Source organism: Lentzea sp. NPDC036955 (genome assembly GCF_055608005.1).
In genome coordinates, this window is the sequence record NZ_JBVJRC010000003.1 from 104,806 (window position 1) to 129,950 (window position 25,145).

Below are 25,145 nucleotides of genomic sequence, written 5' to 3' on the forward strand. Positions count from 1 at the left end.
GGAGCGCGCAGTACGGGCAATGGGTCACGCCGCTGACGCTAAGAAGCGCGCGTTAACCCGAAGCTCCGCAATGTTTCAGGCCGGGAAAATGGCCCGCTCAGAGCAGCTCGGTCACGTGGTGAGCAGCTCGTTCCAAGCCCGCAAACGACCGCGGCGTTGACAACGGGTGCAACGCGTGCACGGCCAGCCGGTACAGCACCGCCCGCACCAGCGCCTGCTCCCACTCGGCCTGGTGGCTCCACCGGTGGAACAGGCCGGCGTCCGCGCCACCCCACGCGACGGCGTCCACCGCGACCACGGCCGCCGCCCACTCGGCCGGCCGCCAGTACGCGGCGAAGTCGATGACCGCGGGCGGCGCGGTGCCGGCGAACAGCACGTTGCCGAACAGGTCGCCGTGCACGACCTGCGGCTTGAGGTTGATCGGCTTCTGCACCTCGGCGAGCAGCTCGAACAGCCGGCCGCCGAGGTCGGCGTCGAGCGGCACGTCCTCCTCGCCCCACGCCAGGCGGTCGGCGACGGCGAACACGTCGGTGCGCGCGTCGAGGAACCGGGGTCTGGGCAGGTCCGCCGTGGCCTGGTGCAGGCGCTGGGCGACGGCGATCACCTCGTCGTGGCGTGCCTCGGCGCGGCCGGCGAGGAACTTCGTGGCCGACCAGCCGCCGACGACGTAGCGGCCGTCGGTGGACCGCAGCGGGCGGCCGATCCTGAGGTTCGGCACGTCGAGGTTGTCGAGGGTCTTGGCGATCCAGGTGGCCTCGGCGGGCCTGGGCGCCGGGCGGATCGTGGCGTCGCCACACCGCCACGCGGGGCCGCCGTCGATGAGCTCTGGTTCGGCGTCACGTGCCCCGAACGCCGCACGCACGTGCGCTGGGGGCGGTTCGGGACTGCGGGTCACGGCTGGGCACGCTACCTGGCTGGACCGTCCGGGTGGTGGACCACGACACGACCGATTTTCACGTCACCACGTTCGGGTCCCCTGCTCCGGCGTCTGCAAGTACCACCGACAGGGTGGTTGGCAGTACTTGCAGACGCCGTCGAGCGAGGAGGGATCAGTACGTCGGCAGGCTCGGGTCGACCTCGCGGGCCCACGCCAGCACACCGCCGCCGACGTGCACGGCGTCGGAGAAACCCGCCTTGTGCAGCGCCGCGAGCGCCTCCGCGGACCGGGCGCCGGACTTGCAGTGCAGCACCAGCGGCTTGTCCTGCGGCAGCTCCGAGAACGCCTCACCCGAAAGGATCTTGTCCTTCGGGATGAGCACCGAGCCCGGGATCTTCACGATCTCGTACTCGTGCGGCTCGCGGACGTCCACCAGCAGGAAGTCCTCGCCGGACTCCTGCTTGTGCTTGAGCTCGAGCGGCGTGATCGTGTTGCCCGCGGCGGCCTGCTGCGCGTCCGTGGACACGACACCGCAGAACGCCTCGTAGTCGATCAGCTCGGTGATCTTCGGCGACTCCGGGTCCTTGCGGATCTTGATGGTCCGGTAGGACATCTCCAGCGCGTCGTAGACCATCAGGCGGCCCAGCAGCGGGTCACCGATGCCCGTGAGCAGCTTGATCGCCTCGGTGACCATGATCGAGCCGATCGACGCGCACAGCACGCCCAGCACGCCGCCCTCGGCGCACGAGGGGACCATGCCGGGAGGCGGCGGCTCCGGGTAGAGGTCGCGGTAGTTGAGGCCCTGACCGTTCGGCGCGTCCTCCCAGAAGACGCTGACCTGGCCCTCGAACCGGAAGATCGAGCCCCACACGTACGGCTTGCCCAGCAGCACCGCGGCGTCGTTCACCAGGTACCGCGTGGCGAAGTTGTCCGTGCCGTCGAGGATCAGGTCGTAGTCGCGGAAGATCTCCAGCGCGTTCTCGGAGTTCAGGTGCGCCTGGTGGAGCACGACCTTGACGAACGGGTTGATCTCCGCGACCGAGTCGCGCGCGGACTCGGCCTTGGGGCGGCCGACGTCGGACTGGCCGTGGATGACCTGGCGCTGCAGGTTCGACTCGTCCACGACGTCGAAGTCGACGACGCCGAGCGTGCCGACCCCGGCCGCGGCCAGGTACAGCAGTGCCGGGCTGCCCAGGCCGCCCGCGCCGACGACGAGCACCTTCGCGTTCTTCAGCCGCTTCTGCCCGTCCACCCCGACGTCCGGGATGATCAGGTGCCGGCTGTAGCGCGCGACTTCTTCCTTGGTCAGCTCCGCGGCTGGCTCAACGAGCGGCGGAAGCGCCATGCTGGTCCTCCTCGACGAATGTCTCCGTGTCCGAGACAACGTCTACCCTGCCTCGACTCTTCCCCGTTGGAAAGCCGTCTCACCCAGCGGGAAACGCGTTCGGCTTGCACACCTTGCCGTCGGCGGGCACCACGTCCAGACCGGCGTTGAGCTGGGCGACGAAGTCGTTCGAGACGCCGAACGTCTGCTGCATCATCACCGGGGCCGGCGCGTCGGTCTCCTGGCAGGCCGCGTGGCCGCTGCCCAGGGCGTGACCGACCTCGTGGTTGATCACGTAGTTGCGGTACCCGGACAGGTCGCGGCTGTAGACCATGGCGCCGCGCACCCAGCGGGCCACGTTGATGATCACGCGCTTGCTCTGGTTGTCGTAGCACGACGTCTCGAACGGGATCTCCTTGCCGCAGATCGCGTGCGTCGTCTTCGTGCTGGTCAGGATGATCGTGAAGTCGGGGTTCTGGTTCGCCTCGACCCGTTGCAGCGCGACCGTCTTCGTGCCGATCCAGCTGCGCGGGTCGGACAGGAAGCCCTCGACCGTGCGCCCGAACGCCGCCGCGTCGTCGTTGTAGTCCGCGGGCCGCACGCCGTCCTCGATGGCGATCGCGTACCGGCGGAACTTGGCCGCGTTCGCCTCGCCGACGCGCGGGCCGCTGCCCGGCACGGCCTTGAACGTGCCGACGCCGTCCTGCGAGAAGTCCGGGCCCGGCGGCAGCTCGGCGGTGGGGATGTTGAGCTGCGGCTTCTGCCCCTGCACCTCGGTCGCGGGCGGCTCGACGGGGTTGACCGGCGTCTCGGCGGCGTTGGTGCCCCCGGCGTCGCCGGTCGGCGTCTTCGGCTGGACCGTGTCGAGCACCACGAGCGCGGTGAGCACGACCAGCACCGGGATCGCGTAGATCCGCCAGCCGTAGTGGGAGACGAGCCGCTTCACGCCACCGGGCCTGCGGGGTCGCTGCAGCCGCCCGGTGCCCTCCGGCTCCCAGGCGGCGGCGAGCGGTTCCGCGCTGGTCCGCCGCGCGCCACGGCGGTAGCGGTCTGCGGGCGGAGCACTTCGTCCTCGCTCGGGGGCGCGATTCACGTCGCCCAGGGTCCCACACCCCCTGTATGGCCGTCGTTCGTCACCATGAGTGCCGGTCGACCGCCTCCCACATGCCCAGCACCGCCCTCGCGACGGTGGCGGGCCGTTCCATCTGGGCGACGTGCCCGGTGTTGGGCAGCACGAGCAGTCGTCCCTTGGGCAGCAGCTGCGCAGTGCGGGGTCCCTTGCGGACGCTGACCAGCCGGTCGTGCTCGCCCCACAGCACCAGCGTCGGCGCCTGGACCTGCGGCAACAACCGCCACAGCGACTTCGCGCCCGGCGTGAGCCAGTGCGTCATCAACCCGACGGTGCTGCGGTTGAGCGCCCGGCCAGCCCACCGCTGCCGCGCGCGTTCCTCGTTCTCCGCGATCGACTCCTCGATCCGGTTGTCGGGCACGATGCTCGGGTCCGCGAAGCAGAGCTGGAGCATCTGCCGGGTGCGGTCGTGCGGGGTCAGCTTCGCGAGCTCGCGGCGCACCCTCGCGCCGATGACCGGCAGCACCGCGAGCGCCATCCGCGGGTCGGACATGCGGTCCAGGCGCGGCCGCAGGTCGGGCACGGCCGGCGAGACCAGCGTGAGCGTGCGGACCAGGTCCGGCCTGGTCGCGGCAACGATGACCGAGATCGCACCGCCCATGGAGTTGCCGAACAGGTGCGCGGGCTCGCCGCGGGTCTCCAGGTAGCCGATGACCGTGCGGGCGTGCGTGGCGAGGCTGAAGTCGTAGCCGGGGATCGGCTCCGACCGCCCGAAACCGGGCAGGTCGATCGAGGAGCCGCTGACGTGGTCCCGCAGCTGCGCCGCGAGGTCCGTCCAGTTGGTCGCGCTCCCACCGAGCCCGTGCACGTAGACCGCGGGCGGCCCGTTCCCCGGCGTGACCCTGACGTGCACCTCGTGGTCGTCGATCCGGCGGAACTCACCCGGCCAGGGCGGCTGGTCGGTGTCCAGCGGCGGCAGCTCGGCCGTGGACAGCGGGGCGGGGATCAGCGTGCTCATCTCCCCAGGATGCGGGAACCGGGCGGGAGATGGTTCCCTCAAGTGGGCTACCAGCGAGTAAGGTTGGCCACGCCGCGGTCGGCCGGCGCTCGACCCGACGGCAGTGATGACCAGTGCTGGAGGCACCATGACGGAGACGGCGCAGAGCGCACCCGCAGGCAGGGGCGTTCGACTGCCGCGCACCGCACGCCGCGCGCAACTGCTGGCAGCGGCGCAGGACGTGTTCGTCACCAACGGCTACCACGCCGCGGCGATGGACGAGATCGCGGAACGCGCGGGCGTGTCCAAGCCGGTGCTGTACCAGCACTTCCCGGGCAAGCTGGAGCTGTACATGGCCCTGCTCGAGTCCCACGTGGACGAGCTGGTCGGCCGTGTGCGCACCGCCATCGGCTCCACGACGGACAACAAGCTCCGCGTCCGCGCCGCCGTGGCCGCGTTCTACGACTTCGTCGACGGCGAGGGCCAGGCCTTCCGCATGGTCTTCGAGTCGGACCTGCGCTCCGAACCGGCGGTCCAGTCCGCAGTCGAACGCGCCACCACCGACTCGGTCGACGCCATCACGGACACCATCACGGCCGACGCGGGCCTCGACCCGGAGCGCGCACGGCTGCTGGCCGTCGGTCTCGTCGGGTTGTCGCAGGTCACGGCCCGGTCGTGGCTCGCGGACAACCGCCGGGTGCCGAAGGAGGACGCGGTGGCGTTGATCTCCAACCTGGCGTGGCGCGGGATCGGTGGCGGGTTCCCGCTGCAGCACTGACGTGACGCGAACGGCCCCTCACCCACGCGGGCGAGGGGCCGTTCGGTGTCACGAACTGCGGCCTCGTGGCCGTGAGCGGGCGTGACGCGGGAGCACCTTGCCGTCGGCGGCCCAGGTGGGGTGCACGAGGTCGATCTTCACTGCGGTGTGCAGGCCGGCGTCTCGGACGTACCGCGCCAGGACCCGCCCCAGAGCCTGTTCGACCTCTCCGGCGACGGCCGCGCACGAGCTGTCCCGAAGGTCCGCCCACACCTTGACGAGCAGGGCGATCTGACGCCCTGGGAGCCCGCACGCCCGCGCGAACGACCTGATCTGGTCGAGCTTCGTCGGCAGGGCGGTGCGCCCTTCTTTGACCAGCTCGTAGGCCTGGCTGCGGGGCAACTCCCGATCGGACCTCTTGGCGATCTCGGCGGGACTGACACCTGATCGCCGATGCAGCCTCCGGAGGAGCGCGTTGAACTCCGCGGGCGTCGCAGCCCGCAGTTCGCCGTCTTCGGTCGGTGCGATCGGTTCGTGCTCCACGACCTCGTGTTCGGCCACCGGCCGCCAGAGCTGGAATTCCGCCTTCAGCCGACGGCGGTTCTCCGTGGAGATGTCGAGGTCGAACATCTCCGCCGCGAACCAGACCCACGGCATCGCGCGGTGCCGAAGTGCCTTCATGACACGAACCGGAACTGTCATCCCGGCTTCTCGATATGCGCTCCGCACGGCGGCCGCGAACGACGTGGACCGTCCGTTCTGCGTGGGACCACAGGCGCTCATCGCAACGCCACCGCGCGCCGGAGGACCGCCTCGAGCACCGGCGTCCTCCGCGTAGCCGCGGTGACCAGCAGCAAAACCCCCGCCACCACCGCACCGGCGACCTCGGGCGCATGACCCGCCGAGAGCAGCAGCACAACGGTCACGTAAGCCATGGCCGTCTGGACGAGCTGAACCAGGACGGCAGAACGACACGACGTGCGAGGAGCGCACATCTCAAGAGCGGTTCTCAAGGGATTCTCCAACGGGCCGATGCATTTCGGCGCCGCATTGATTCGGTTCAGGAACTGTCGGAGGAGCACGATCCTGACACCGACACGAGACTTCGATCAAACGCATCCGCAGCGCTTCGCAGGTCTAAAAACGTCCAGAAGCCTGCGAAGCATTTCGTTCAGGGACAAAAGCGCAGGTCCCGAACACCACACTTGGAATCTGACCAAGAGCATGAAAACTGTCCAAAAGCATCCAGCATCGACGCGAACGGCCCCTCACCCACGTGGGCGAGGGGCTGTTCGACCGAGCGCGAAGCTCACATCAGCGCGGCGATGCGTCTCGCCACGTCCTCCGACCGTTCCAGCGGCAGCATGTGCCCGGTCTTCGGGTAGATCACGAACTCCGCCGACGGCAGCGCCTCGGCGATGGCCCGCGCGTGCCGCATCGGCGTCAGCAGGTCCCAGGACCCGGCCATCACCACGGTCGGCACGGACGACAGCACCGCGAGCGCTTCCCGGCGCTGGTGCCGGGTGAGCTCCTCGCGGAGGCCGACGAACGCGGTCCCGGTCGTGTTCCCCGCCATGGCCGCGGCGGCGCGCACGTCGGACCACCGGGGACGGCGCCCGAAGGTCACGCGCAGACCGGGCGCGAGCACGCGGCCGAACCCGATCTTCGGGCGTGTGACCAGCCATTTCGCGGCCAAGCGCTCGACGGCGTTCACCGCGGGGAGGTTCCCGCACGACGTGGCGATCAGCGCCACCCCCGTGACGCGCGCGAACAGTTCGGGGTGGGACTCGGCGAGCGCCATGATGGTCATGCCGCCCAGCGAGTGGCCGGCCAGCACGATCCGGCCCGTGGGGGCGTGCTCCGCCAGCACGGCGGCGAGGTCGTCGGCCAGTTCCGCCAGGGTCGGGGACGGGCCCTCGCCGGGGGAACGGCCGTGGCCGCGCACGTCGTAGCGGACGACCCGGCCCGGCAACGCCCCGGCGACGCGGTCCCACGTCGTGAGGTCCATGGTCCAGCCGTGCAGCAGGACGGCGGTCACGCCGGCGGACGAGGGCCCCGACGTGACGACGTTCAGGCGATCAAGAACGAGCGGCGCCACGAGCGCATCCCCGGCTTTCCGACGAGTCCGGCCTCCTGCAGGAACGACATGATCCGCTCACCGGACCAGCGAATGGTCTCCTGGAAGCGGGGGTTGGCGAGCGCCTGGCGGCGGGCCTCGCGCACGTCCAGGCCCACGGCCGCGTAGACGTCCGGGTTGACGATCGTGCGGGTGATCATCATCGAGACGTAGCCGATGAGCCACTTCTGGTACGGCTTCTCGAAGCCGCGCAGGCCCTCCATGCCGCGCAGCAGCTCCTCGCGGGCGAACCGGACGTGGCGGGCCTCCTCCAGCACGTGGATGCGGTTCACCATCCGCACGAGCGGCTGCACGGTCTCGTCGTTCATCGCCTCGCGCTGCAGGCGGTCGAGGATCTCCTCGGCGACCAGGATCGAGCCGTACATCGCGGGGCCGTAGCCGATCGCCGGCAGCAGCTTGCCCAGGCGGTGGGTGTGCTTGACCGGGCCGTACGGCGGGCAGCCGACGCGTTCGACCAGGCGCGCGAACATCGTGGAGTGGCGGCACTCGTCGGCCACCTCGGTCAGGGCGTACTGGGCGTGCCGGGTCGTGGGATCGGAGTTGTAGACGACCTTCACCAGCATCTGCATCAGCAGCAGCTCGAACCACAGGCCGACGGACGCGATCGAGGCCAGCTCGTGCTTCGAGAGCTCGATGCGCTGCTCGTGCGTCAGCGAGTCGTACAGGGGTGTGCCGTAGAGCGAGATGCGCTGCTCAGGGATGTAGAAGAGACCGTCGACCAGCGGTGCGGACCAGTCGATGTCCACCTCCGGGTCGTAGAACTTCTCCGCGGACGACTTCAGCAGCCTCTCCGCCGTCTTCTCCCGATCGGCGACCCTCATCGGTTGCCCTCCCCGGTAAGTGTTACTTGAGGTAACGGTTACTTCTGGTAGCGTGCGTCACATGGCACGCACTGTCAAGGGGCCGGACGCGCGACGTGAGCGGTGGAAGGGGCATCGCGAGCAGCGCAGGGCGGAGTTCGTGGAGGCCACGATCGCCGTCGTGGCCAAGAAGGGCCCCGACGTCGGCATGGAGGACGTCGCCGCGGAGGCGGGCGTCAGCAAGCCCGTGCTGTACCGGCACTTCACCGACAAGTCGGACCTCTACCTCGCGGTCGGCCAGAAGGCCACCGAGCTGCTGATGGAGCGGATGGGGCCCGCGCTCGCCGCCGACGGCCCGATCCGCGCCCGCATCGAGCGGATCGTCGACGCCTACCTGTCGGTCATCGAGGAGAACCCGAACCTCTACCGGTTCGTCGTCAAGGGCTCGTTCGTGGACCGCCCGGTGGAGAAGGACGTCGCGCAGGAGGACAAGAACCTCATCGCCGCGACGCTGGCCCGAATCCTCGGCGACTACCTGCGCGCGTTCGACATGGACTCCGGCGGTGCCGAGCCGTGGGCGCACGGCCTCGTCGGCATGGTGCAGAACGCGGGCGACTGGTGGCTCGAACGGCAGACCATGTCCCGCGCGAACCTCAGCGACTACCTCGCCACGATCATCTGGCACGCCATCGACGGCCTGCTGCGCGCGGGCGGCATCCAGATCGACCCCGAACAGCCCCTCACCCAGCTGCGATTGGTGGACTGATGAGCGAGCACGACCACGACGAAGAGGGTTACACCGGCGCGGCCACGCTCGTCTTCGGGGAGGAGGAGGTCGCGGTCGAGGTCGAGCTGCGCGGCTACTTCCAGCCGATCGACGGCCGCTACCACTGGTACGGCCGCGTGAAGAAGAACGACGAGGTCACGAACCGGGTCGAAGCGGGCGCGCGGACCGCGCTGCTGCGCACCCCCACCGGGCAGGCGGAGGGGACGCTCACCGACCAGGACCCGTGGGGCCGGTACCGGGTCGGCGGCACCTCCACGCCGCCCTACCGGGTCGAAGAGCCCGCCGGGCACTGACGCCGAACAGCGAGAAGGGCCCCGGTCGCGGTGACCGGGGCCCTTCTCGTCGACCGTGCTTCAGGCGCCGAACCCGACCTTGCGCGAGTCCTGCGGGCCGATCTCCACGTACGCGACGCGGCCAGCGGGCACGACGAACCGCGCACCCTTGGCGTCCACCAGCGACAGCACGCTGGACTTGCCGGACACCGCGTCCGCCACCAGAGCCTCGACCTCGGACGGGTTGAGCTCACTGGTCACGACGAGTTCCCGCGGGCTGTCCGCGACGCCGATCCTGACCTCCACGCTGACCTCCGTGCTCAAGAGAAAAATCTACGGCCGAGCCTACCTAGCCCAGACCCAGCTGCGTCATGCGCCGCGCGTGCGACTGCTGGAGACGGCGGAACAGCTGACCGATCCCAGCGAGGTCCCCCGACCCCCTGATGATCAGCTCCGAGAGCCCGTCCCGCTCCGCCACCACGTACTGGGCCTGCGTCAACGCCTCTCCGAGCAGCCGGCGGCCCCACAGCGCGAGCCGGTCGCGCACCCGCGGATCCGACTCCACGGCGGCCCGGACTTCGCGCTCAGCGAACGCCGAGTGACCCGTGTCGGCGAGCACGGCGAGCACCAGCTCGCGGGTCGGCTCGTCGTCGAGCCACGCCGCGACCTCGCGGTAGAAGTCCGCGGCGAGGCCGTCGCCCACGTACGCCTTCACCAGCGACTCCAGCCACGACTTGGGGCTCGTCGACTCGTGGAAGGCGTCGAACCCGGTGACGAACGGCGCCATCGCGTCCTCGACCCTGAGGTCGTGCTCGGCCAGGTGCTTCTGCAGCAACGTGAAGTGCCCGATCTCCGCGGCGGCCATCTGCGCGAGCGCGGCACGCCCGGACAGCGTCGGCGCCGAGCGGGAGTCCTCCGTCATCCGGTCGAAGGCGGAGAGCTCGCCGTAGGCCAGCGCTCCAAGAAGATCAACAACACCCTCCGCAACACCCATGGCCCGAACTCTAGTGGCGCGACCGGTGCCCACCGCCCGTCACGCGCTCGGCCTGCTCCGAACGCACCCGCCGCGTGCCCCCAGCACGTGCTCGTCAGGCGTGGGAGCGGTCCCGACGGGCCCCGGTGTCGGTCGTGTTCGACGTAGCAGGTGGTCAAAGGCGTCTTTCCAGGTAGAATGTGCAGCAGGCGCCCGGCGTGACGAGTGTGACGACCACGCTGTGACCCCTGTCGTTCCTGGGCAGGCGCCGCGAATGGGTGCGTGCACACCTTTCCCGCAGCTCCATCGGAGAGCGCGGTCGAGAGGCCCGGCCAGGGCTGAGTGCGCGCTGGTACGAGAGAGGCTGATCACCCTGACCGCTGAAGTAGAAGCACATCTGGACCCGGTTCTCCTGGAGCACAGCGAGACCGTCCCCGTCGAAGACACGTCGCACCCGCTGCAGGCCGACGCCCCGGTGCGCACCGACTCCCCCACGTTCGCCGAGCTCGGCGTGCGCGACGAGATCGTCAAGGCGCTCGGCGAGGCCGGCATCGAGCGCACGTTCGCCATCCAGGAGCTGACGCTCCCCATCGCGCTCGCCGGTGACGACGTCATCGGCCAGGCGCGCACCGGCACCGGCAAGACCCTCGGGTTCGGCGTGCCGCTGCTGCACCGCCTCGACACGCCCGGCGACGGCACCCCGCAGGCCCTCGTGGTCGTCCCCACCCGTGAGCTGTGTCTCCAGGTGACGCAGGACCTCACCGCCGCGGCGAAGCACCTGGGCGTGCGCGTGACCGCGATCTATGGCGGCATCCCCTACGAGCGGCAGATCGCACAGCTGCGCAAGGGCGTCGACGTGGTCATCGGCACGCCGGGCCGCCTGCTCGACCTGGCCGAACAGCGCCACCTGGTGCTCGGCAAGGTCGGGATGCTGGTGCTCGACGAGGCCGACGAGATGCTCGACCTGGGGTTCCTCCCCGACATCGAGCGCATCCTCAACATGGTCCCCGACCAGCGCCAGACGATGCTGTTCAGCGCGACCATGCCGGGCCCGATCATCACGCTGGCCCGCACGTTCCTGACGCAGCCGACGCACATCCGCGCCGAGGAGAACGACGCCGGTCAGACGCACGAGCGCACCAAGCAGTTCGTGTACCGGGCGCACTCGATGGACAAGCCGGAGATGCTGGCCCGCGTGCTGCAGGCGCGCGACCGCGGCCTGTCGATGATCTTCGCGCGGACCAAGCGGACCGCCCAGAAGGTCGCCGACGACCTGACCGAGCGCGGGTTCGCCGCGGCCGCCGTGCACGGTGACCTGGGCCAGGGCGCGCGCGAGAAGGCGCTGCGGGCGTTCCGCAGCGGCAAGGTCGACGTGCTGGTGGCCACCGACGTCGCCGCCCGCGGCATCGACATCGACGACGTGACGCACGTCATCAACTACCAGTGCCCCGAGGACGAGAAGACCTACGTCCACCGCATCGGCCGCACGGGTCGCGCCGGTCGCGAGGGTGTCGCCGTCACGTTCGTCGACTGGGACGAGACCGCGCGCTGGAAGTCGGTCAACGACCTGCTGAACCTGGGCCAGGACGAGCCGCTGGAGACCTACTCCACGAGCGACCACCTGTTCGCGGACCTGGGCATCCCGTCCGGTTCCACGGGCCGGCTGCCGCTCAGCCACCGAACGCGGGCCGGTCTGGACGCCGAGGAGGAGGAGAAGCTCGACGACGGCAAGCGCAAGCGCCGTCGCCGCACCGGCACCAAGGGCGCGGGCGAGCAGGCCGCACCCGAGGCGGCCGAGGAGACCAGGCCGAAGCGGTCCCGGTCGCGCACCCGCAGCCGCGGTGGCGTGTCGCTCACGGGCGAGCAGACCGAGGCGCAGGCACCCGCCGAGGCCGCCGAGAGCTCCGCGTCGGACAAGCCGCGCCGGCGCCGTCGTCGTCGAACCTCTGCCGAACAGGCCGCTCCTTCGGCAGACTGATCACCATGTCCACCCCCGGTTCCGACGTCACCGATGTCGAGGACGTCCTCGACGAGCCCGAGCACGACCCGGCGCCCGTCGAGGAACGTCCGCGTGCCAGGTCCTGGCGCACCCGCGCCGACTTCGTCGCGGTCGCGCTGATCGCGGTCGCCGCGGTTGTCGCGTCCGTGCTGACCTGGGCGTTCAGCGATGCACGGGCCACGACGTCGGTCACCGGGCCGTCCACCTGGCCGCAGCTGCCCGAGGTGGCCGCCCTGCCGCCGACGCTCGGCGAGGTCTGGCGCGCGAAGAGCGGTGCGACGCCGTGGCCGGTGGTCGTCCAGACCCAGCTCAAGGAGACGGGCGAGGAGAAGCCGTCGACGGTCGTGACCGGCGACGGCGGCGAGGTCACCGGGCGCGACCCGCTGACGGGTGACGCGCGCTGGAGCTACACCCGTGACCTGCCGCTGTGCGTGGTGGGCACGGGCTGGGGCCGCGCGATGGCGCTGTACTCCAAGGGCACCAACTGCTCCGAGCTCACCTCGCTCGACGGGGTGAGCGGTGAGCGGAAGGCGCAGCGCACAGGTGACGCCGAACCGGGTGCCGCGCTGCTGAACGAGGGCTCGCACCTCATCACGACCGGCGACCGGTTCGTCGAGGTCTACCGCCGCGACGACCTGGTGCGCTCGATGGAGTACGGCGCGCTGCGGGCGATCGTGAACCCGGGCAAGCAGCCGCGGGTCGGCTGCTCCTACGGCTCGATGGCCGTCACGTCCGGCCGGGTGGCGCTGGTGGAGCGCTGCCCGGACGACGGCTCCGACCGGATCACGGTCCTCAAGCCGAACCCGGACAAGTCCGACGAGCCCAAGGTGTTCGCGAGCGTGCTGACCGGCGGCAAGAACGCCCAGGTCGTCGCCGTCACCGACCGGCTGGTCGCGGTCGCGCTGCCCGACCCGGGCCGCATCGTCGTGTTCGACGCCGAGACCGGCTCGCAGGTCTCCGAGGCGCCGGTCGACCTCCCCTCCACCGACTTCACCGACCCGCCGCGCCACGTGGCGCGGTCGTTCACGACGGCCACGAACGTGTTCTGGTTCAGCGGCTCCAAGACGGTCGCGCTGGCGCAGGACTCGCTCACTCCACAGTGGACCGCGGACGCCACGTCCGGTGCCGGCACCACGCTCGCGGGGCGCGCGTTGGTCCCGGTGCGCGAAGGCCTGCGGGTGTACGAGCAGGCCACGGGCGCGCTGGTGGGCACGATCCGGGTGAACCGCGACGGCTGGACCGGCCCTGTGCAGCTCGCCACAGCCGGACCCGTGGTCCTCGAGCAGCGTGGCGAAACCCTGGTGGCGCTGCGATAGTTCGTGAGGTGTACTCGCAGATCAGCCCGCACCGGGCAGCACGCGTCGACCTCCCCGGCCGCTACGGCACGATCGCGGCGTTGCGCGCGCCGGCGGTCGACGACGCGCTGCGGGTGACGGCACTGCTGGTGCCGGGGTACACGGGGTCCAAAGAGGACTTCTGCCCGATCCTCGACCCCATCGCGGACGCCGGGTTCGAGGTGGTCGCCATCGACCTGCCCGGCCAGCAGGACTCCGCCGGTCCCGACGACGAGGCGCTGTACCGGCCGGGCCCGCTGGGCGCGGTCGTGGCGGAGCTGGTCGAGAAGATCACCGCGGAGGGCCGCCGGGTGCTGCTGCTCGGCCACTCCTACGGCGGTCTGGTGGCGCGCGCGGCGGTGTTCGCGGGCGCACCGGTCGCGGGGCTCACGCTGATGTCGTCCGGTCCGGCCGAGCTGCCTGCCGGGGAACGCCGTTCGGTGCTGGAGGTCGGCGAGCACGTGCTGGCCGAGCAGGGCATCGAGGGCACGCAGCGGCTGAACGAGCTGCGGTCGTCGCGGAACCCGGCGTGGGCCGCGCTGCCGCAGGAGCTGAAGGACTTCTACCGCAACCGCTTCCTCAGGTCGCCGGCCGCCGCGTTGCTCGGCATGGGCAACGGGCTGCGTTCCGAACCGGACCAGGTCGCGAAGCTGTCGCGGGCGCTGCGGTCGTCCGGTGTGCCGGCGCTGGTGGTGTGCGGTGACGCCGACGACGCGTGGAGCCCGGCCGTCCAGCGGGACATGGCCGAGCGGCTGGACGCGGACTTCGCGGTGCTGCCGGGCGTGATGCACTCCCCGAACACCGAGGCACCGCACGAGCTCATCGCCACGCTGCTGCCGACCTGGCGGGCCTGGCTGGCCCCGTGACGAGCACGCGGCCAGCCGGAACGCGCGGTCGGTGGCCGTCACGTCGAGCGTGACGGTCTCGAACCCACCGGAGCAGACCAGGCCCTCGCGGCAGGTGCCGCCGCTCGCGATGCCGCCGAGAGGACGAACGCGAGCAGCGCCGCCCAGTCCGCGCACCCGCCGTGCTCCTCGCCGACACTCAAGCCCTCAGGCCCGAGCCCAGCCCTCTAAGCCCACCAGAACGTCCACAGCGTCGCCCCCGACACCGCCAGCACCGCGAGCGAGGCCACCGGTGCGCGCCAGTCGGCGTAGCGGTCGGCCACGATCTGGCCCGCGATGACGAGCACCGCGGCCACCACGTGCGCGGTCACCGAGAGTCCGCCGGGGCCCGGCAGGTCGCGGGAGTTCGCGTAGAACTGGACGCCGATGTTCCCCAGGGCGAGCAGCACCAGGCCCACCGCGAGCACCCCGCTCACGGCGCGCAGGACTCCGCTCATCCGCGCCGGCCGCTTTGCTTCGACTTCCACCTCAGCCACCCTACGGGTCCCCGATCACCCGCGGCCGGAGGGCCGCCGGCGGTGTCACGGCGCCAGCAGCGACCACGGCTCGATGGCCGGTGCCGCCGCCTGCCCCTCCGGGCAGCTGCGCCGGAAGTCGCACCACTGGCACTGCCTTCCGGTCTGCGGCGGGAACAGGACGTCCTCGTCACCGCCCGCCTTCAACGTCTCCGCGGCCAGGTCGATCTCGTCCGCCGCCTCCTCGGCCCGCCGCACGTGCCGGGCCAGCGACTCCTCCGTGTGCTCCCACACCGCCACCGACCCCGACGGCAGGTGGTGCAGCTCGACGCGGCGGCACGGCTTGCGCAGCGTGCGGCGCGCGGCCAGCGCGTACAGCGCCAGCGCCTGCGAGCCGCGGGCGTCGTCGGCGTCCAGGACGTGCCGCCCGGTCTTGTAGTCGACGATCACCAGCTCGCCGTCGCGGTGGTCGATCCGGTCGACCCGCCCCTCGGCCACGATCCGCTCGGTCGGCGACGACACCCACCGCTCCACGCCCAGCGGCTCGAAGTCGACGTCCAGCCCCGCCACGTAGTCGTGCACCCACCCGCCGGCGCGGGCCCGGTACTCAGCGGCCTGCTCGGCGTCGCGGAAGCCCTCCGACTTCCACTGCCGGTTCACCAGCGCCACGGCCTGGTCCGGCGTGCGCTTCTCGGCGGGCAGGTCGAACAACGCCTTCAACGCGTTGTGCACGACCGCGCCGAGCGTGTTGTGCGCCCAGGCCCCGCCCCTCGGTGGAGTGGGCCGGTCCAGGTACGTCATCCGGTAGCGGCGCCGGCAGCTCGTCCACGTCGAGAGCTTCGCGGGCGTGACGCGCACGAGCCGACGTGGTGCCGCGGTGCCGAAGTCGAAGCCGAGTTGTTCCACCCCAACCAAGTTACTCAGTCACCCTGACATTTTTGGATTGCCCCTGCTTCGCGGGCGGCGGTGCGTTCGCGGAAGATGAACGGCATGGAGATCTGGCACAACCCGCGCTGCTCCAAGAGCCGCGCCGCCAAGCAGCGCCTCGACGACGAGGGCGTCGAGTACACCGAACGCCGCTACCTCGACGACGCCCCCACCGCGGAGGAGCTCGACCACGTCCTCACGCTGCTGGGCAAGGAGCCGTGGGAGATCGCGCGCACCAAGGAACCGGCCTACCCCGCCACCCTGGAGCACGACCGCGTGAAGTGGATCGAGCACGTGGTCGCCAACCCGAGCCTGATCGAGCGCCCGATCCTCATCGACGGCGACAAGGCGCACATCGAACGGTAGAAGCGCTAGACGCCCGACGTGATGAACCCCTGCACGGACGACGCGACGAGCTGCACGGCGATCGCGGCCAGCAGCAGACCGGCGATCTTGGCCATCAGCAGGATTCCGCTCTCCTTGAACACCTTGATCAGCAGCCCGGCCGACCGCAGCGTCCCGAGCAGCACGAGGTGGACGGCCACGATCGCCGCGGCCAGCGCCAGGTAGGAGCCCACCGCCCCGTCGGCCTGCCGGACGAACACGATGGTCGCCGCGATCGCACCCGGCCCGGCCAGCAGCGGCGTGCCCAGCGGCACCAGGGCGATGTTGACGTCCTCGACCTCGGGGTGGTTCGTCGCGCCCTTGCCGGTGAGCAGGTCGAGCGCGATGAGCAGCAACAGCAGCCCGCCCGCGCCCTGCAGGGCGGGGATGCCGATGTGCATGTAGGCCAGGATCGAGTTGCCCGCGACGGCGAACAGCGTGATCACCAGGAACGACACCAGCACGCCCTGCCGTGCGGCGCGTTTGCGGGCGTCGCGAGACTTGCGGCCGACCAGCCCCAGGAACACCGGCACGGTGCCGGGCGGGTCCATGATCACCAGCAGCGTGATCGTGGCCTCGATGAAGAGCCGCACGTTGAACACGAGTCACCTACCCCACGAGGATCTTGCCGCCCGTCGCCCGTTCGGCCAGAGCATCCAGCACCTCCGGCGCCGTCGTCTCCGCGCCGAGCCGGACGGTCTTGTTCGTGCCGTGGTAGTCACTCGACCCGGTGACGAGCAGCCCCAGTGACCCGGCCAGCGACCGCAGCGCCGCCCGCGTCTCCTGGTCGTGGTCGGGGTGGTCGACCTCGACACCGGTCAGGCCGATCGAGGCCAGCCACTCGACCACCGAGGGTGCCACGACCGGGCCGCGCGACCGGGCGAAGGGGTGGGCCAGCACCGTCACGCCGCCCGCCTCGGTGATCATCTCGATCGCGCGCTCGACGGGGGTGTCCGTGCGGCCCACGTAGTAGGCGCCGCCGGTGAGGAACGTCGCGAACGCCTCGTCGACCGACGCCACGACCCCGGCGCGGATCAGCGCCTGCGCGAGGTGCGGGCGACCGGCCGGCGCGTCGAACGGCAGCCGCTGCATCAGGTCGACCGGGTCGACCGGGAAGCCGTCGGCCTGCATCATCTCGGCCATCTTCTGCAGCCGCTGCCTGCGCTCCTGGCGCAGCCGCGACTGCTCGACCATCAACGCCGCGTGCGTCGGGTCGTAGAGGTAGGCCAGCAGGTGGACCGTGATCGTGCGGCCGTAGCCGTCAGGGCACTCGCACGACAGCTCGGCGCCGCGCACCAGCCGCAGGCCGGGTGGCAGCGCCGCCGTGGCCTCCGCCCAGCCGGCCGAGGTGTCGTGGTCGGTGATGGCCACCGCGTCGAGCCCGGCTCTGGCCGCCGCCCTCACCAGCTCGGCGGGGCTGTCGGTGCCGTCGGACTCGGACGAATGGGTGTGCAGATCGATGACCACGTCGTCCAGTGTGGACGACGTGGTGCACAGCCCGTGTTACGGGACCATCTTCTTCCCGCGGGCAGCCCGCTGCGCCTTGATCATCGAGAACCGCTCGGCCTGCGCCTTCTTGTCGCCGAAGGTCAGCTCCGAGATGGCGTCGTAGACGTCCTCCGGGTCGGGCAGGAACTCCAGGCGGTTCAACGCCTGGATCTGACCGGCCGACTCGACGATCAGCGTGCCGTAGCCGAACATGCGGCCGGCCACCGTGCGCTCGTAGGTGAGGTCGGTGACCTTGCCGATGGGCATCATCGCGACCTTGGTCTCGAAGACGCCCGACGTCAGCATGAACCGCTTGTCGGTCACGACGATGCGCTCGACCCACCACTCGATGATGAAGTAGGCGAGCCGCAGGAGCACCAGCAGCGCGCCGTACCACAGCACGTTCTGGATCACTCCGGCGTTGGCCGGGAGCAGGTACGAGATCATCATGAAGCCGGCGAGCAGCGCCGCCGCTTCGAGCACGTCCCAGATCAGGTACGACCAGTGCCTGCGCACCCGGATGACCCGACGCTCACTCGACAGCAGGTAGTCGTCTGGATCACGTGGTGCGAACATGCGCTACCAGCCCTTCCTGGTACCAGCCAGTGCCCTGTCTGCCCTGCTCCTGGCCTCCCAGCGGGAGCCGGGGAGCCTAGAACAATTGTCGCACGAAGGTGATCAGGGCCTCAGCCGCAGTGCGGAGCGAGTTGAGGATGTTCTGCACCAGCTGCGCTGCTTGCTGGGGCTCCGCGATGAGGAAGAACAGCAGCAAGGCAATACCGGCGAAAGTGAGGATCTTCTTCAAGTTCACGGTGTCCACCCCGTCCGCGTTCGCACCCGTTTGGCGCCGTTCGTGACCGTTGTACAGCACGACCGATCGCCTTGGGAGATTTGTACCGCAGCTGGGGTAGTCCACCGCACCGCCGTTCCGGTGTGACTACGCTTCGTGATCATGACGGGGAGCAGCGGGGGCATGATCCGGTGTGTCGGCGGCGTCGTGCATGACTCGAACGGGCGACTGCTGCTCGTGCGACGGGCCAACGCACCAGGTGAGGGCCTGTGGTCGATACCGGGTGGGCGCGTGGAGCCGGGTGAGGCGGATGAGGCTGCTGTGACCAGGGAACTGCTGGAGGAGACCGGTTTGGTGGTCACGGTTGGTCACCTCGTCGGCAGCGTCGAGCGACCGGCCCCGAACGGGGTTTTCCTCATCCACGACTACGAGTGCCAGGTCAGGTCGGGTGTGCTCCGAGCGGGCGATGACGCCTCGGAGGTCGCTTGGGTGGACAGTGCGACCTTGGCCACACTTCGGACCGCCGAAGGGCTCGTGGAAACGCTCTCCGGCTGGAACTGCCTGCCCAGGACCTGATCGGGGTTCACACGAACGGGCGGCGGCCTTCAGCGCCAAACGAGACGTTGCCCGTGCGCCTCGGTCGTCGCCAGAGTCGCACTGGAGGGTTCGCCGTCACGCACCCGGATGAGGCGCACCTCACCCTCCTCGTGCGCCGCCCACCAGGAGTCCCTGCCCAAAGTGGACAAAGCGGGCACCAGGTCGAGTCCCGACCCGCTGGTGACGACCACGAGCGGCGCGTCGATCGGGTCGGCCGCCTTCGCGAGGTCGGTCACCGGGTCGCCGGCGACCAGGCGGGGCGGGTTCTTGCGCAACACCCCCGACGCGACGCCGAAGAGCCGCAGCCGCTCCGGCTGGTCGGCCCACACGCAGGCCTCCAGCCACGCGTAGGCGTCCTCGTCGGCCAGGTCTGCGGGCGAGACCCCGATCCCCGCCTTCGCGGCCACCTTGACCGCCTTGGGCAGCTTCGGCAGGACGGCACCGGGCGCGAGCTCCAGCGCGCAGTGCAGGCCCAGCGCGGCCTTGGCGGGCCCGGCGACGACCTGGCCGGCCTCGGCTGTCTGGTAGCGGTAGGAGTACTGGTCGAGCCCGAGCAGCAGGCCCGCGGTCGTGGCGGCCTCGACGAGCCCGATCGGCCCGCCGGCCTGCTTGGCCGCGGCGGCCACCGCCGGGTAGAGCAACGCGGCCCGGCGCACCTCGTTCGTCTGGACCACCTGGGTGGAGACCAACGCGCGCACGCGTTCGGAACGCTCCAGCAGGAAGTCCCGGAAGAGCGGCCACGTGCTCTCGTCCGCGCCGTAGGTGCCGCCCAGCGACGGGTAGTAGTTCGAGAGCCGGTGGAACGGCTCGGCCTGCACGAGCCGGTGCGCCGCCGCCAGGAGGAGCTCGCCCGTGGCGTGCTCCTCGCCGGCGGCGGTCAGCAGGTCGGCGACCTCCGGATCCTCGGCGGCGCGCGACGCGAGGTGCTCGTAGAGCGGCGAGGTCGCCGCCGCCTCCAGAGCGAACTCGCGCAGGCGCTGTCGTGCCAGGTCCAGAGAAGTCACTTCACTACCCCACAATCAGTCCGCCGCAGGTTCAGGGCGCCCGGGCTGCTCGCCACCGCGGGCCTCGCCGTAGGACTGCTTCGGCACCATGACCTTGCGCCTGAAGATGCACACGACCGTGCCGTCCTGCTTGTAGCCGCGAGTTTCCACGTAGACCACGCCCCTGTCGTCCTTCGACTTGGACGGCGTCTTGTCGAGCACCTCGGTCTCACCGTAGATCGTGTCGCCGTGGAACGTCGGCTTCACGTGCCGCAGCGACTCGATCTCCAGGTTCGCGATCGCCTTGCCGGAGACGTCGGGCACGGACATGCCCAGCAGCAACGAGTAGACGTAGTTGCCGACGACGACGTTCTTGCCGAAGTCCGTCGTGTTCTCCGCGTAGTTCGCGTCCATGTGGAGCGGGTGGTGATTCATCGTGAGCAGGCAGAAGAGGTGGTCGTCGTATTCCGTCACCGTCTTGCCGGGCCAGTGCTTGTAGACCGCTCCGACCTCGAACTCCTCGTAGTACCGACCGAACTGCACCGCGCCTCCAACTACGTGTGATCGAGATCTGTCCCAGGTGGGGAGACAGTGTTATGGGAGGGGGAGTAGTCTCGGCAACCGGTGTGTGAGGATTTCCACCACCGACGACTTCGCCCCGAGGAGGTGAGGACCCCTAAATGAGCAAGGACCCCCACCCTGCCAGTACCAAGCGCGTCCTCACCGAGGTGGCCCGCTAGATCGTTCCAGTTCTAGGCGGTTCGAGCTTTCCCGGTCAGGACGCCCGTCGTGTTCACGATCTTCGACGACGTGTGGCCCTGGAGGAACTCACCATGCCCAGCCTGCCCTCGATCCGCGGCCGCGGTGCGCAGCAGCGCCCCGCACCGCCGCACATCTCCGTGCCGTTGTCGCACTACGTGGTCGACTGCGCGGTCTACGTCGACGGCAAGCGCCTGCCCGGCCGCTGGACCCACACCGACGCGGTGAAGGAGGTCCGCAAGCGCAAGGACGGGTTCGTCTGGATCGGCCTGCACGAGCCGGACGCCGAGCAGATCGAGGGCATCGCCGAGACGTTCGGGCTGCACGAGCTCGCCGTCGAGGACGCGGTGCACGCGCACCAGCGCCCGAAGCTGGAGCGCTACGACAACACGCTCTTCATGGTCTTCAAGACCGTGCGCTACGTGACGAACGAGTCGCCCGACACCGCCAACGAGATCGTCGAGTCCGGCGAGATCATGGTGTTCCTGGGCAAGGACTTCGTCATCACCGTGCGGCACGGCAACCACTCCGGCCTCTCCCGGCTGCGCCACGTGCTGGAGGACGACCCGGAGCGGCTGGAGATCGGCCCCGCCGCGGTGATGCACGCGATCGCCGACCAGGTCGTCGACAACTACCTCGAGGTCACCGACCACATCGAGGACGACATCGACCGCATGGAGGAGCGGGTCTTCGCGCCGCGCACCGAGGTGAGCGCCGAGCAGATCTACATGTTCAAGCGCGAGGTCGTCGAGCTGCGCCGCGCGGTCATGCCGCTCGCGAACCCGTTGCGGCGCTTGGCGGAGGGCTACACGCCGCTCATCCCCGAGCAGGTGCGGGCGTTCTTCCGCGACGTCGACGACCACCTCACCGAGGTCTCCGAACGCGTCACGGCGTTCGACGAGCTGCTGACCACGCTGGTCGACGCGACGCTCGCGAAGATCACGCTGCAGCAGAACACCGACATGCGCAAGATCACCTCGTGGGTCGCGATCATCTCCGTGCCCACCATGGTCGTCGGCGTGTACGGCATGAACTTCGACTACATGCCCGAGCTCAAGTGGAAGTTCGGCTACCCCCTGGTGATGAGCCTGGTCCTCATCGCCTGCCTGACGCTCTACCGAATACTGCGCCGAAATCGCTGGCTGTGAGTCCTGATTTCGCACGCATTCTTCGTTGTAGAAGGGCCCCGTCATGACCAGGCTGCTGACCAACATCCGGTTCTGGATCCTCGCGTTCCTGCTCTGCTGGATCACCACCGTGTTCGTGCTGATCTCCGGAACGCCCTGACGTGCACGACCGGCTGCGCAACCTGCGCTTCTGGATCCTCGTCTTCGCCGTCGGCTGGCTCGCGATGGTGTTCGTCTCCATCGCGACCTGGTCCGAACCCGGTGGGGACACGCCGGAGGAGCTGGCGGCGGAGGTGACGAGTGCGTTGCGCGCCAACGACTTCCACCGGCTCCAGCCGTTGCTCGCCGTCGGCGGCGAGGACGTGGCGAAGTCGACGGTCGAGCACTTCGCGACCGCGCGCGTGGACGGCGGGTTCTACCGCGACGGCGCCGTCGTCGTGCAGTACACCCGTTACGGCACTCGGTCGGAGTTCACGGCGCCCGTCGAGGAGAGGGACGGCCGGTACGTCGTGAACCTGGTGGTCACTCCCACGGGGTGACGTTCCAGGTGAACGGGATGCCGTGGCCCTCGCCGACGCCCAGGCACAGCGAGATCCCGGCCGGCCAGAGCTTGAGCATCAGCGCAAACCTGTAGTCGATCTCGCGGCGCGGTTCGAACACCAGCAGCGCCAACGGTGCCGTGGGCGTCGCCCTCGCCGCCGCGTCGGCGAGCACGGCCCTGCCCATCGCCCGGTCGGCCGGTGAGACGTACTGCCAGACCACCGAGTGCCACACGACGGTGAGCACGTCGCGTTCGGCGCGGGCCAGCTGCCGCGCGAGCCACTCCGGGCCCGCCGACCGGTCGACCCGCACCGGGTCCGCCGCGGCGAGGTCGAGCGCGGCGCGCAGCCGGTTCCACCGCCGCAGCTGGTCGGCCCAGACGAACGAGCTCAGGTGCAGCCGGCCGTCCTCGGTGGACACGTCGACCGGGTCGAGGTCGCAGCCGGCGCGCCCGACGACGCGCAGCCGGTGGCCGAGGTCGGCGGGCGGGCGGCCGGTCCACTCCGGGTCGAGCACGAGGGCGCTGCCGGGGTCGCCGAGCACCCGGTCCGGCAGCCGGTAGCCGACGTGGTGCGGGCGCAGGTTGAGCCCGCCGCTCGCACCGACCTCCAGCAGCCGCACGCAGAACGGCACGTGCCGGCCCGCCGCCCTGGCCGCCTCCTGCGCCGCGACCAGCAGGCCGCCGTAGAGGGGCGCGCTGCGGCCGGGTTCGTTCGTCTGCACGACCGTGGCGCCGACCCGCCGCCGCAGCAGGTCGGCGTGCTCGTCGAGGGCGGGCAGCGCGTCCTCCCACAGCCGCGGCAGGTCGGGCCGGCCGCCGACGGACGGGTAGTGCTTCGCGAGCGCGGGCGCGCGTCCTTCGAGGACGAGCCGGTGCACGGCACCCGCGAACCGCAGGCCGGGCACGCTGCCCTCGCGGTCGCGTTCGGCACCGGCCATGACCCGCGCGGTGACGCCGCCGCGCCGGAGGTCCTCGGCGGCGTCGGTGAGGAGTCGCTGGGTCAGCGGACTGCGGTCGCGGCACCCGTGGGCGGCCGCGGCGAACAGCTCGGCAAGCACGCCGTCGACGCTAGTGGCAGCGCTGTCCCGCGTCATCCCGGCGCAGCGTCATTACGCTGCTGGAATGCCTCGAATCCTGGCGGTGGCCGACGAAGTGGTCGAACAGCTGTGGACCGATCAGGTGCACCAGCACTCGGACGTCGACCTCGTCCTGGCGGCGGGCGACCTGCCGTTCGACTACCTGGAGTTCCTGGCCAACGCCCTGGACAAGCCGCTGGTGTTCGTCCCCGGCAACCACGACGCCGACCTGTCCGGCTACTCGAACGTGCGCGGCCTGTGGACCAAGGCGGGTGTGCCGGTCCGCTGGCCAGGTCCACCCGGTGCGGTGAACGCGGACGAACGCGTGGTCGACGTCGCCGGCCTGCGGATAGCGGGCCTCGGTGGTTCGATCCGCTACAACAGGGGTCCGAACCAGTGGACGGAACGGCAGCAGGCCCGCCGCGCCCGCCGGGTCTCCCGGCTGGCCGGGTGGCGCAGGCTGCGGGACGGACGTGGCGTGGACGTGCTGCTGACCCACTCACCGCCGCTCGGCTGCGGCGACGAGCCCGACCCACCCCACCGCGGCTTCTCCTGCCTGCACGACCTGGTCTCCCGCCTGCAGCCGGGCTTCCTGCTGCACGGCCACATCCACCCGCACGGCGTCCCGCGCCCCGACCGCCTGCTGGGCGGCACGCGCGTGGTCAACGTCGTCGGGCACAAGGTGCTGACGATCCCCGGAGCCCCCGATGAGACGTGACACCGGTTTCCCCCTCGCCGACGCCGAGAACGACTTCACCCGCGCCCGCCGCCGCCAGGTGATGTCCCGCCTGGCGGCCTGGCTGCGCCGCGAGCCGGACGACGTGAACATCATGCTGCCGTTCCACGAGGTCGTGGACGCCCTCGGCATGGTCTCGGAAAAACGCCTCGGCCTGCAGAACATCCGCCTCGACTCGATCGTCGGCAGCGTCGACCGCGGCCGCGACTTCGACCGCCGCTTCCGCCCGACCTCCGGCCGCGTGCGCGAACGCTGGCAACGCCTCGCCCTGGCCGCCCGGCGCGGCGAGAACGTCCCACCGATCGAGGTGTACCGCATCGGCGAGCTTCACTTCATCATCGACGGCCACCACCGCGTGTCCGTCGCGCACGCCATGGGCCTGTCCACGATCGACGCCTACGTGACGCAGGTGATCACCCGGATCAACGCGGCCGGCATCCGCTACCGCGGCGACCTGATCGTGAAGGACTACCGCCGCCTGTTCCTGGACCGCGTGCCGCTGACCGGGGAGGCCCGCGCGGACGTCGTCCTGTCCGACCCGTGGGACTACGCCGAGCTCGGCGAGTGCGTGGAGGCGTGGGGCTTCCGCCTGTCGCAGGACGAGGGCGAGTTCCTGGACCGCGCCACGGTCGCCCGCCGCTGGTACACCGAGGAGTACCGGCCGGTCGTCGCACTGCTGCGGCAGGCCGACATGATCGGCGACCGCACCGAGGCCGAGGCCTACCTGTGGGTGGCGGCGGAGCGGTACCGCCTGATCAGAACGCACCGCTGGGACCCGGAGGTGATCAACGCCGTCCGCGCGGAGGCACGACCGCCCGGCCGGCCGACGCGCGGGTAGCGGGCTGGGAGTGTGGGGGCGCGGGCGGGGCGTGGGGTGCTGGGTTGTGGGCTAATGGCTCGCGAGCCGGGCGGGTGGTGGGCTGGCGAGTGGCGGGTTGGCTGGCCGCTGGCCAGGCGGGTGGTGGGCTGACTGGTCACGGGCTGGCGGTCGCGGCCGAGCACACCGCCGACGCTGCCCGCGTGCCGGACACGGCTCGTGGGCGACGCGGGT

At 70.6% G+C, this 25,145-nt stretch carries 31 protein-coding genes; 12 read left to right on the top strand and 19 right to left on the bottom strand.

The window, feature by feature from the left end:
• Window positions 1-97 precede the first annotated feature (97 nt).
• The 4 genes from ACZ7CF_RS09575 to ACZ7CF_RS09590 form a co-directional block, all read right to left on the bottom strand.
• Complete coding sequence (locus ACZ7CF_RS09575) at window positions 98-895, bottom strand: TIGR02569 family protein (RefSeq protein WP_360386346.1); 798 nt, start codon at window positions 893-895, stop codon at window positions 98-100.
• Between the two features lie 154 nt (window positions 896-1,049).
• Window positions 1,050-2,222: an adenylyltransferase/sulfurtransferase MoeZ gene (gene moeZ, locus ACZ7CF_RS09580; RefSeq protein WP_360386343.1), complete on the bottom strand. Its 1,173-nt coding sequence runs from the start codon at window positions 2,220-2,222 to the stop codon at window positions 1,050-1,052.
• A gap of 79 nt (window positions 2,223-2,301) precedes the next feature.
• Window positions 2,302-3,294, bottom strand: a complete 993-nt coding sequence (locus ACZ7CF_RS09585; protein ID WP_470369377.1) for a DUF3152 domain-containing protein — start codon at window positions 3,292-3,294, stop codon at window positions 2,302-2,304.
• 40 nt (window positions 3,295-3,334) lie between these two features.
• Window positions 3,335-4,288 carry an alpha/beta fold hydrolase gene (locus ACZ7CF_RS09590; protein WP_470369378.1) on the bottom strand — a complete coding sequence of 318 codons (954 nt, stop codon included), beginning with the start codon at window positions 4,286-4,288 and terminating at the stop codon, window positions 3,335-3,337.
• A gap of 127 nt (window positions 4,289-4,415) precedes the next feature.
• Here ACZ7CF_RS09590 and ACZ7CF_RS09595 point away from each other — a divergent pair, with 127 nt between their 5' ends.
• Window positions 4,416-5,045 (top strand): TetR/AcrR family transcriptional regulator, encoded by a 630-nt coding sequence (locus tag ACZ7CF_RS09595; protein WP_360386336.1) that lies wholly within the window; start codon window positions 4,416-4,418, stop codon window positions 5,043-5,045.
• A 48-nt stretch (window positions 5,046-5,093) separates the two neighbouring features.
• On the opposite strand, the gene ACZ7CF_RS09600 is transcribed toward ACZ7CF_RS09595, so the two are convergent.
• From ACZ7CF_RS09600 to ACZ7CF_RS09615, 4 genes are all read right to left on the bottom strand, one after another.
• Window positions 5,094-5,705, bottom strand: a complete 612-nt coding sequence (locus ACZ7CF_RS09600) for a hypothetical protein (RefSeq protein ID WP_470369379.1) — start codon at window positions 5,703-5,705, stop codon at window positions 5,094-5,096.
• A gap of 98 nt (window positions 5,706-5,803) precedes the next feature.
• Window positions 5,804-5,950, bottom strand: a complete 147-nt coding sequence (locus ACZ7CF_RS09605; protein WP_470369380.1) for a hypothetical protein — start codon at window positions 5,948-5,950, stop codon at window positions 5,804-5,806.
• 383 nt (window positions 5,951-6,333) lie between these two features.
• Window positions 6,334-7,122 carry an alpha/beta fold hydrolase gene (locus ACZ7CF_RS09610; protein WP_470369381.1) on the bottom strand — a complete coding sequence of 263 codons (789 nt, stop codon included), beginning with the start codon at window positions 7,120-7,122 and terminating at the stop codon, window positions 6,334-6,336.
• Entirely contained in the window at window positions 7,095-7,982 is an 888-nt protein-coding gene (locus ACZ7CF_RS09615; RefSeq protein WP_360386331.1) for an AurF N-oxygenase family protein, read from the bottom strand. The genes ACZ7CF_RS09610 and ACZ7CF_RS09615 overlap by 28 nt, the downstream gene beginning before the upstream one ends.
• A gap of 61 nt (window positions 7,983-8,043) precedes the next feature.
• Here ACZ7CF_RS09615 and ACZ7CF_RS09620 point away from each other — a divergent pair, with 61 nt between their 5' ends.
• Together ACZ7CF_RS09620 and ACZ7CF_RS09625 are read left to right on the top strand one after the other, a co-directional pair.
• A complete protein-coding gene (locus ACZ7CF_RS09620; protein ID WP_360386328.1) occupies window positions 8,044-8,727 on the top strand; it encodes a TetR/AcrR family transcriptional regulator in 684 nt (227 codons plus the stop codon).
• Complete coding sequence (locus ACZ7CF_RS09625; protein WP_360386325.1) at window positions 8,727-9,041, top strand: DUF4873 domain-containing protein; 315 nt, start codon at window positions 8,727-8,729, stop codon at window positions 9,039-9,041. The genes ACZ7CF_RS09620 and ACZ7CF_RS09625 overlap by 1 nt, the downstream gene beginning before the upstream one ends.
• A gap of 60 nt (window positions 9,042-9,101) precedes the next feature.
• Here the strand turns inward: ACZ7CF_RS09625 and ACZ7CF_RS09630 are convergent, their stop codons facing one another.
• Window positions 9,102-9,326 carry a DUF3107 domain-containing protein gene (locus ACZ7CF_RS09630; protein ID WP_053739329.1) on the bottom strand — a complete coding sequence of 75 codons (225 nt, stop codon included), beginning with the start codon at window positions 9,324-9,326 and terminating at the stop codon, window positions 9,102-9,104.
• A gap of 43 nt (window positions 9,327-9,369) precedes the next feature.
• Window positions 9,370-10,014: a ferritin-like fold-containing protein gene (locus ACZ7CF_RS09635; protein WP_360386323.1), complete on the bottom strand. Its 645-nt coding sequence runs from the start codon at window positions 10,012-10,014 to the stop codon at window positions 9,370-9,372.
• A 253-nt stretch (window positions 10,015-10,267) separates the two neighbouring features.
• Here ACZ7CF_RS09635 and ACZ7CF_RS09640 point away from each other — a divergent pair, with 253 nt between their 5' ends.
• The 3 genes from ACZ7CF_RS09640 to ACZ7CF_RS09650 are packed head-to-tail and all read left to right on the top strand — an operon-like array spanning window position 10,268 to window position 14,192.
• Window positions 10,268-11,971: a DEAD/DEAH box helicase gene (locus ACZ7CF_RS09640; protein WP_470369382.1), complete on the top strand. Its 1,704-nt coding sequence runs from the start codon at window positions 10,268-10,270 to the stop codon at window positions 11,969-11,971.
• Window positions 11,972-11,976: 5 nt separating this feature from the next.
• The gene (locus ACZ7CF_RS09645; protein WP_360386318.1) at window positions 11,977-13,308 is read left to right on the top strand and encodes an Rv3212 family protein; all 1,332 of its coding nucleotides are present in this window, start codon (window positions 11,977-11,979) and stop codon (window positions 13,306-13,308) included.
• Between the two features lie 8 nt (window positions 13,309-13,316).
• Complete coding sequence (locus tag ACZ7CF_RS09650; protein WP_470369383.1) at window positions 13,317-14,192, top strand: alpha/beta fold hydrolase; 876 nt, start codon at window positions 13,317-13,319, stop codon at window positions 14,190-14,192.
• A gap of 206 nt (window positions 14,193-14,398) precedes the next feature.
• Here ACZ7CF_RS09650 and ACZ7CF_RS09655 read toward each other — a convergent pair whose 3' ends face one another.
• Both ACZ7CF_RS09655 and ACZ7CF_RS09660 read right to left on the bottom strand, forming a co-directional pair.
• The gene (locus ACZ7CF_RS09655; protein WP_360386312.1) at window positions 14,399-14,698 is read right to left on the bottom strand and encodes a hypothetical protein; all 300 of its coding nucleotides are present in this window, start codon (window positions 14,696-14,698) and stop codon (window positions 14,399-14,401) included.
• A 54-nt stretch (window positions 14,699-14,752) separates the two neighbouring features.
• On the bottom strand, window positions 14,753-15,592 hold the full coding sequence (locus ACZ7CF_RS09660; RefSeq protein ID WP_360386310.1) for a RecB family exonuclease: 840 nt from the start codon (window positions 15,590-15,592) through the stop codon (window positions 14,753-14,755).
• 84 nt (window positions 15,593-15,676) lie between these two features.
• Here ACZ7CF_RS09660 and ACZ7CF_RS09665 point away from each other — a divergent pair, with 84 nt between their 5' ends.
• Window positions 15,677-15,979 (top strand): ArsC/Spx/MgsR family protein, encoded by a 303-nt coding sequence (locus ACZ7CF_RS09665; RefSeq protein ID WP_470369384.1) that lies wholly within the window; start codon window positions 15,677-15,679, stop codon window positions 15,977-15,979.
• Window positions 15,980-15,984: 5 nt separating this feature from the next.
• Here the strand turns inward: ACZ7CF_RS09665 and ACZ7CF_RS09670 are convergent, their stop codons facing one another.
• From ACZ7CF_RS09670 to ACZ7CF_RS09685, 4 genes are all read right to left on the bottom strand, one after another.
• The gene (locus tag ACZ7CF_RS09670; RefSeq protein ID WP_360386305.1) at window positions 15,985-16,599 is read right to left on the bottom strand and encodes a MarC family protein; all 615 of its coding nucleotides are present in this window, start codon (window positions 16,597-16,599) and stop codon (window positions 15,985-15,987) included.
• A gap of 7 nt (window positions 16,600-16,606) precedes the next feature.
• Window positions 16,607-17,464 carry a PHP domain-containing protein gene (locus ACZ7CF_RS09675; RefSeq protein WP_360386303.1) on the bottom strand — a complete coding sequence of 286 codons (858 nt, stop codon included), beginning with the start codon at window positions 17,462-17,464 and terminating at the stop codon, window positions 16,607-16,609.
• 36 nt (window positions 17,465-17,500) lie between these two features.
• Complete coding sequence (locus ACZ7CF_RS09680) at window positions 17,501-18,061, bottom strand: PH domain-containing protein (RefSeq protein ID WP_360386300.1); 561 nt, start codon at window positions 18,059-18,061, stop codon at window positions 17,501-17,503.
• A gap of 76 nt (window positions 18,062-18,137) precedes the next feature.
• Window positions 18,138-18,296: a hypothetical protein gene (locus ACZ7CF_RS09685; protein ID WP_170067890.1), complete on the bottom strand. Its 159-nt coding sequence runs from the start codon at window positions 18,294-18,296 to the stop codon at window positions 18,138-18,140.
• Window positions 18,297-18,437: 141 nt separating this feature from the next.
• On the opposite strand from ACZ7CF_RS09685, the gene ACZ7CF_RS09690 reads away from it, so the two are divergent.
• A complete protein-coding gene (locus tag ACZ7CF_RS09690; protein WP_360386298.1) occupies window positions 18,438-18,851 on the top strand; it encodes an NUDIX hydrolase in 414 nt (137 codons plus the stop codon).
• A 29-nt stretch (window positions 18,852-18,880) separates the two neighbouring features.
• Here ACZ7CF_RS09690 and ACZ7CF_RS09695 read toward each other — a convergent pair whose 3' ends face one another.
• Window positions 18,881-19,876, bottom strand: a complete 996-nt coding sequence (locus ACZ7CF_RS09695) for a DUF2332 domain-containing protein (protein WP_470369385.1) — start codon at window positions 19,874-19,876, stop codon at window positions 18,881-18,883.
• 15 nt (window positions 19,877-19,891) lie between these two features.
• On the bottom strand, window positions 19,892-20,398 hold the full coding sequence (locus ACZ7CF_RS09700) for a MaoC family dehydratase (protein ID WP_360386292.1): 507 nt from the start codon (window positions 20,396-20,398) through the stop codon (window positions 19,892-19,894).
• A gap of 290 nt (window positions 20,399-20,688) precedes the next feature.
• Between ACZ7CF_RS09700 and corA the strand changes: the two genes are divergently transcribed.
• Together corA and ACZ7CF_RS09710 are read left to right on the top strand one after the other, a co-directional pair.
• On the top strand, window positions 20,689-21,762 hold the full coding sequence (gene corA, locus ACZ7CF_RS09705; protein WP_360386290.1) for a magnesium/cobalt transporter CorA: 1,074 nt from the start codon (window positions 20,689-20,691) through the stop codon (window positions 21,760-21,762).
• Between the two features lie 140 nt (window positions 21,763-21,902).
• Window positions 21,903-22,280 carry a hypothetical protein gene (locus ACZ7CF_RS09710; RefSeq protein ID WP_360386287.1) on the top strand — a complete coding sequence of 126 codons (378 nt, stop codon included), beginning with the start codon at window positions 21,903-21,905 and terminating at the stop codon, window positions 22,278-22,280.
• On the opposite strand, the gene ACZ7CF_RS09715 is transcribed toward ACZ7CF_RS09710, so the two are convergent.
• Window positions 22,264-23,340, bottom strand: a complete 1,077-nt coding sequence (locus ACZ7CF_RS09715; RefSeq protein WP_360386285.1) for a DUF2332 domain-containing protein — start codon at window positions 23,338-23,340, stop codon at window positions 22,264-22,266. The two genes, ACZ7CF_RS09710 and ACZ7CF_RS09715, sit on opposite strands and share 17 nt — an antisense overlap.
• A gap of 64 nt (window positions 23,341-23,404) precedes the next feature.
• Between ACZ7CF_RS09715 and ACZ7CF_RS09720 the strand changes: the two genes are divergently transcribed.
• Complete coding sequence (locus tag ACZ7CF_RS09720; RefSeq protein ID WP_458429289.1) at window positions 23,405-24,076, top strand: metallophosphoesterase family protein; 672 nt, start codon at window positions 23,405-23,407, stop codon at window positions 24,074-24,076.
• The gene (locus ACZ7CF_RS09725) at window positions 24,066-24,932 is read left to right on the top strand and encodes a ParB N-terminal domain-containing protein (RefSeq protein ID WP_360386279.1); all 867 of its coding nucleotides are present in this window, start codon (window positions 24,066-24,068) and stop codon (window positions 24,930-24,932) included. Before ACZ7CF_RS09720 ends, ACZ7CF_RS09725 begins: the two co-directional genes overlap by 11 nt.
• The last annotated feature ends 213 nt before the right edge of the window (window positions 24,933-25,145 follow it).

Excerpts from the sequence above, each read along its gene's own strand:
- moeZ (WP_360386343.1), bottom strand. The coding sequence starts at position 2,222 with ATGGCGCTTCCGCCGCTCGTTGAGCCAGCCGCGGAGCTGACCAAGGAA.
- ACZ7CF_RS09645 (WP_360386318.1), top strand. The coding sequence starts at position 11,977 with ATGTCCACCCCCGGTTCCGACGTCACCGATGTCGAGGACGTCCTCGAC.
- ACZ7CF_RS09720 (WP_458429289.1), top strand. The coding sequence starts at position 23,405 with ATGCCTCGAATCCTGGCGGTGGCCGACGAAGTGGTCGAACAGCTGTGG.
- ACZ7CF_RS09595 (WP_360386336.1), top strand. The coding sequence starts at position 4,416 with ATGACGGAGACGGCGCAGAGCGCACCCGCAGGCAGGGGCGTTCGACTG.
- ACZ7CF_RS09620 (WP_360386328.1), top strand. The coding sequence starts at position 8,044 with ATGGCACGCACTGTCAAGGGGCCGGACGCGCGACGTGAGCGGTGGAAG.
- ACZ7CF_RS09625 (WP_360386325.1), top strand. The coding sequence starts at position 8,727 with ATGAGCGAGCACGACCACGACGAAGAGGGTTACACCGGCGCGGCCACG.
- ACZ7CF_RS09680 (WP_360386300.1), bottom strand. The coding sequence starts at position 18,061 with ATGTTCGCACCACGTGATCCAGACGACTACCTGCTGTCGAGTGAGCGT.
- corA (WP_360386290.1), top strand. The coding sequence starts at position 20,689 with ATGCCCAGCCTGCCCTCGATCCGCGGCCGCGGTGCGCAGCAGCGCCCC.
- ACZ7CF_RS09635 (WP_360386323.1), bottom strand. The coding sequence starts at position 10,014 with ATGGGTGTTGCGGAGGGTGTTGTTGATCTTCTTGGAGCGCTGGCCTAC.
- ACZ7CF_RS09590 (WP_470369378.1), bottom strand. The coding sequence starts at position 4,288 with ATGAGCACGCTGATCCCCGCCCCGCTGTCCACGGCCGAGCTGCCGCCG.
- ACZ7CF_RS09665 (WP_470369384.1), top strand. The coding sequence starts at position 15,677 with ATGGAGATCTGGCACAACCCGCGCTGCTCCAAGAGCCGCGCCGCCAAG.
- ACZ7CF_RS09725 (WP_360386279.1), top strand. The coding sequence starts at position 24,066 with ATGAGACGTGACACCGGTTTCCCCCTCGCCGACGCCGAGAACGACTTC.
- ACZ7CF_RS09640 (WP_470369382.1), top strand. The coding sequence starts at position 10,268 with ATGGGTGCGTGCACACCTTTCCCGCAGCTCCATCGGAGAGCGCGGTCG.
- ACZ7CF_RS09615 (WP_360386331.1), bottom strand. The coding sequence starts at position 7,982 with ATGAGGGTCGCCGATCGGGAGAAGACGGCGGAGAGGCTGCTGAAGTCG.
- ACZ7CF_RS09690 (WP_360386298.1), top strand. The coding sequence starts at position 18,438 with ATGACGGGGAGCAGCGGGGGCATGATCCGGTGTGTCGGCGGCGTCGTG.
- ACZ7CF_RS09600 (WP_470369379.1), bottom strand. The coding sequence starts at position 5,705 with ATGAAGGCACTTCGGCACCGCGCGATGCCGTGGGTCTGGTTCGCGGCG.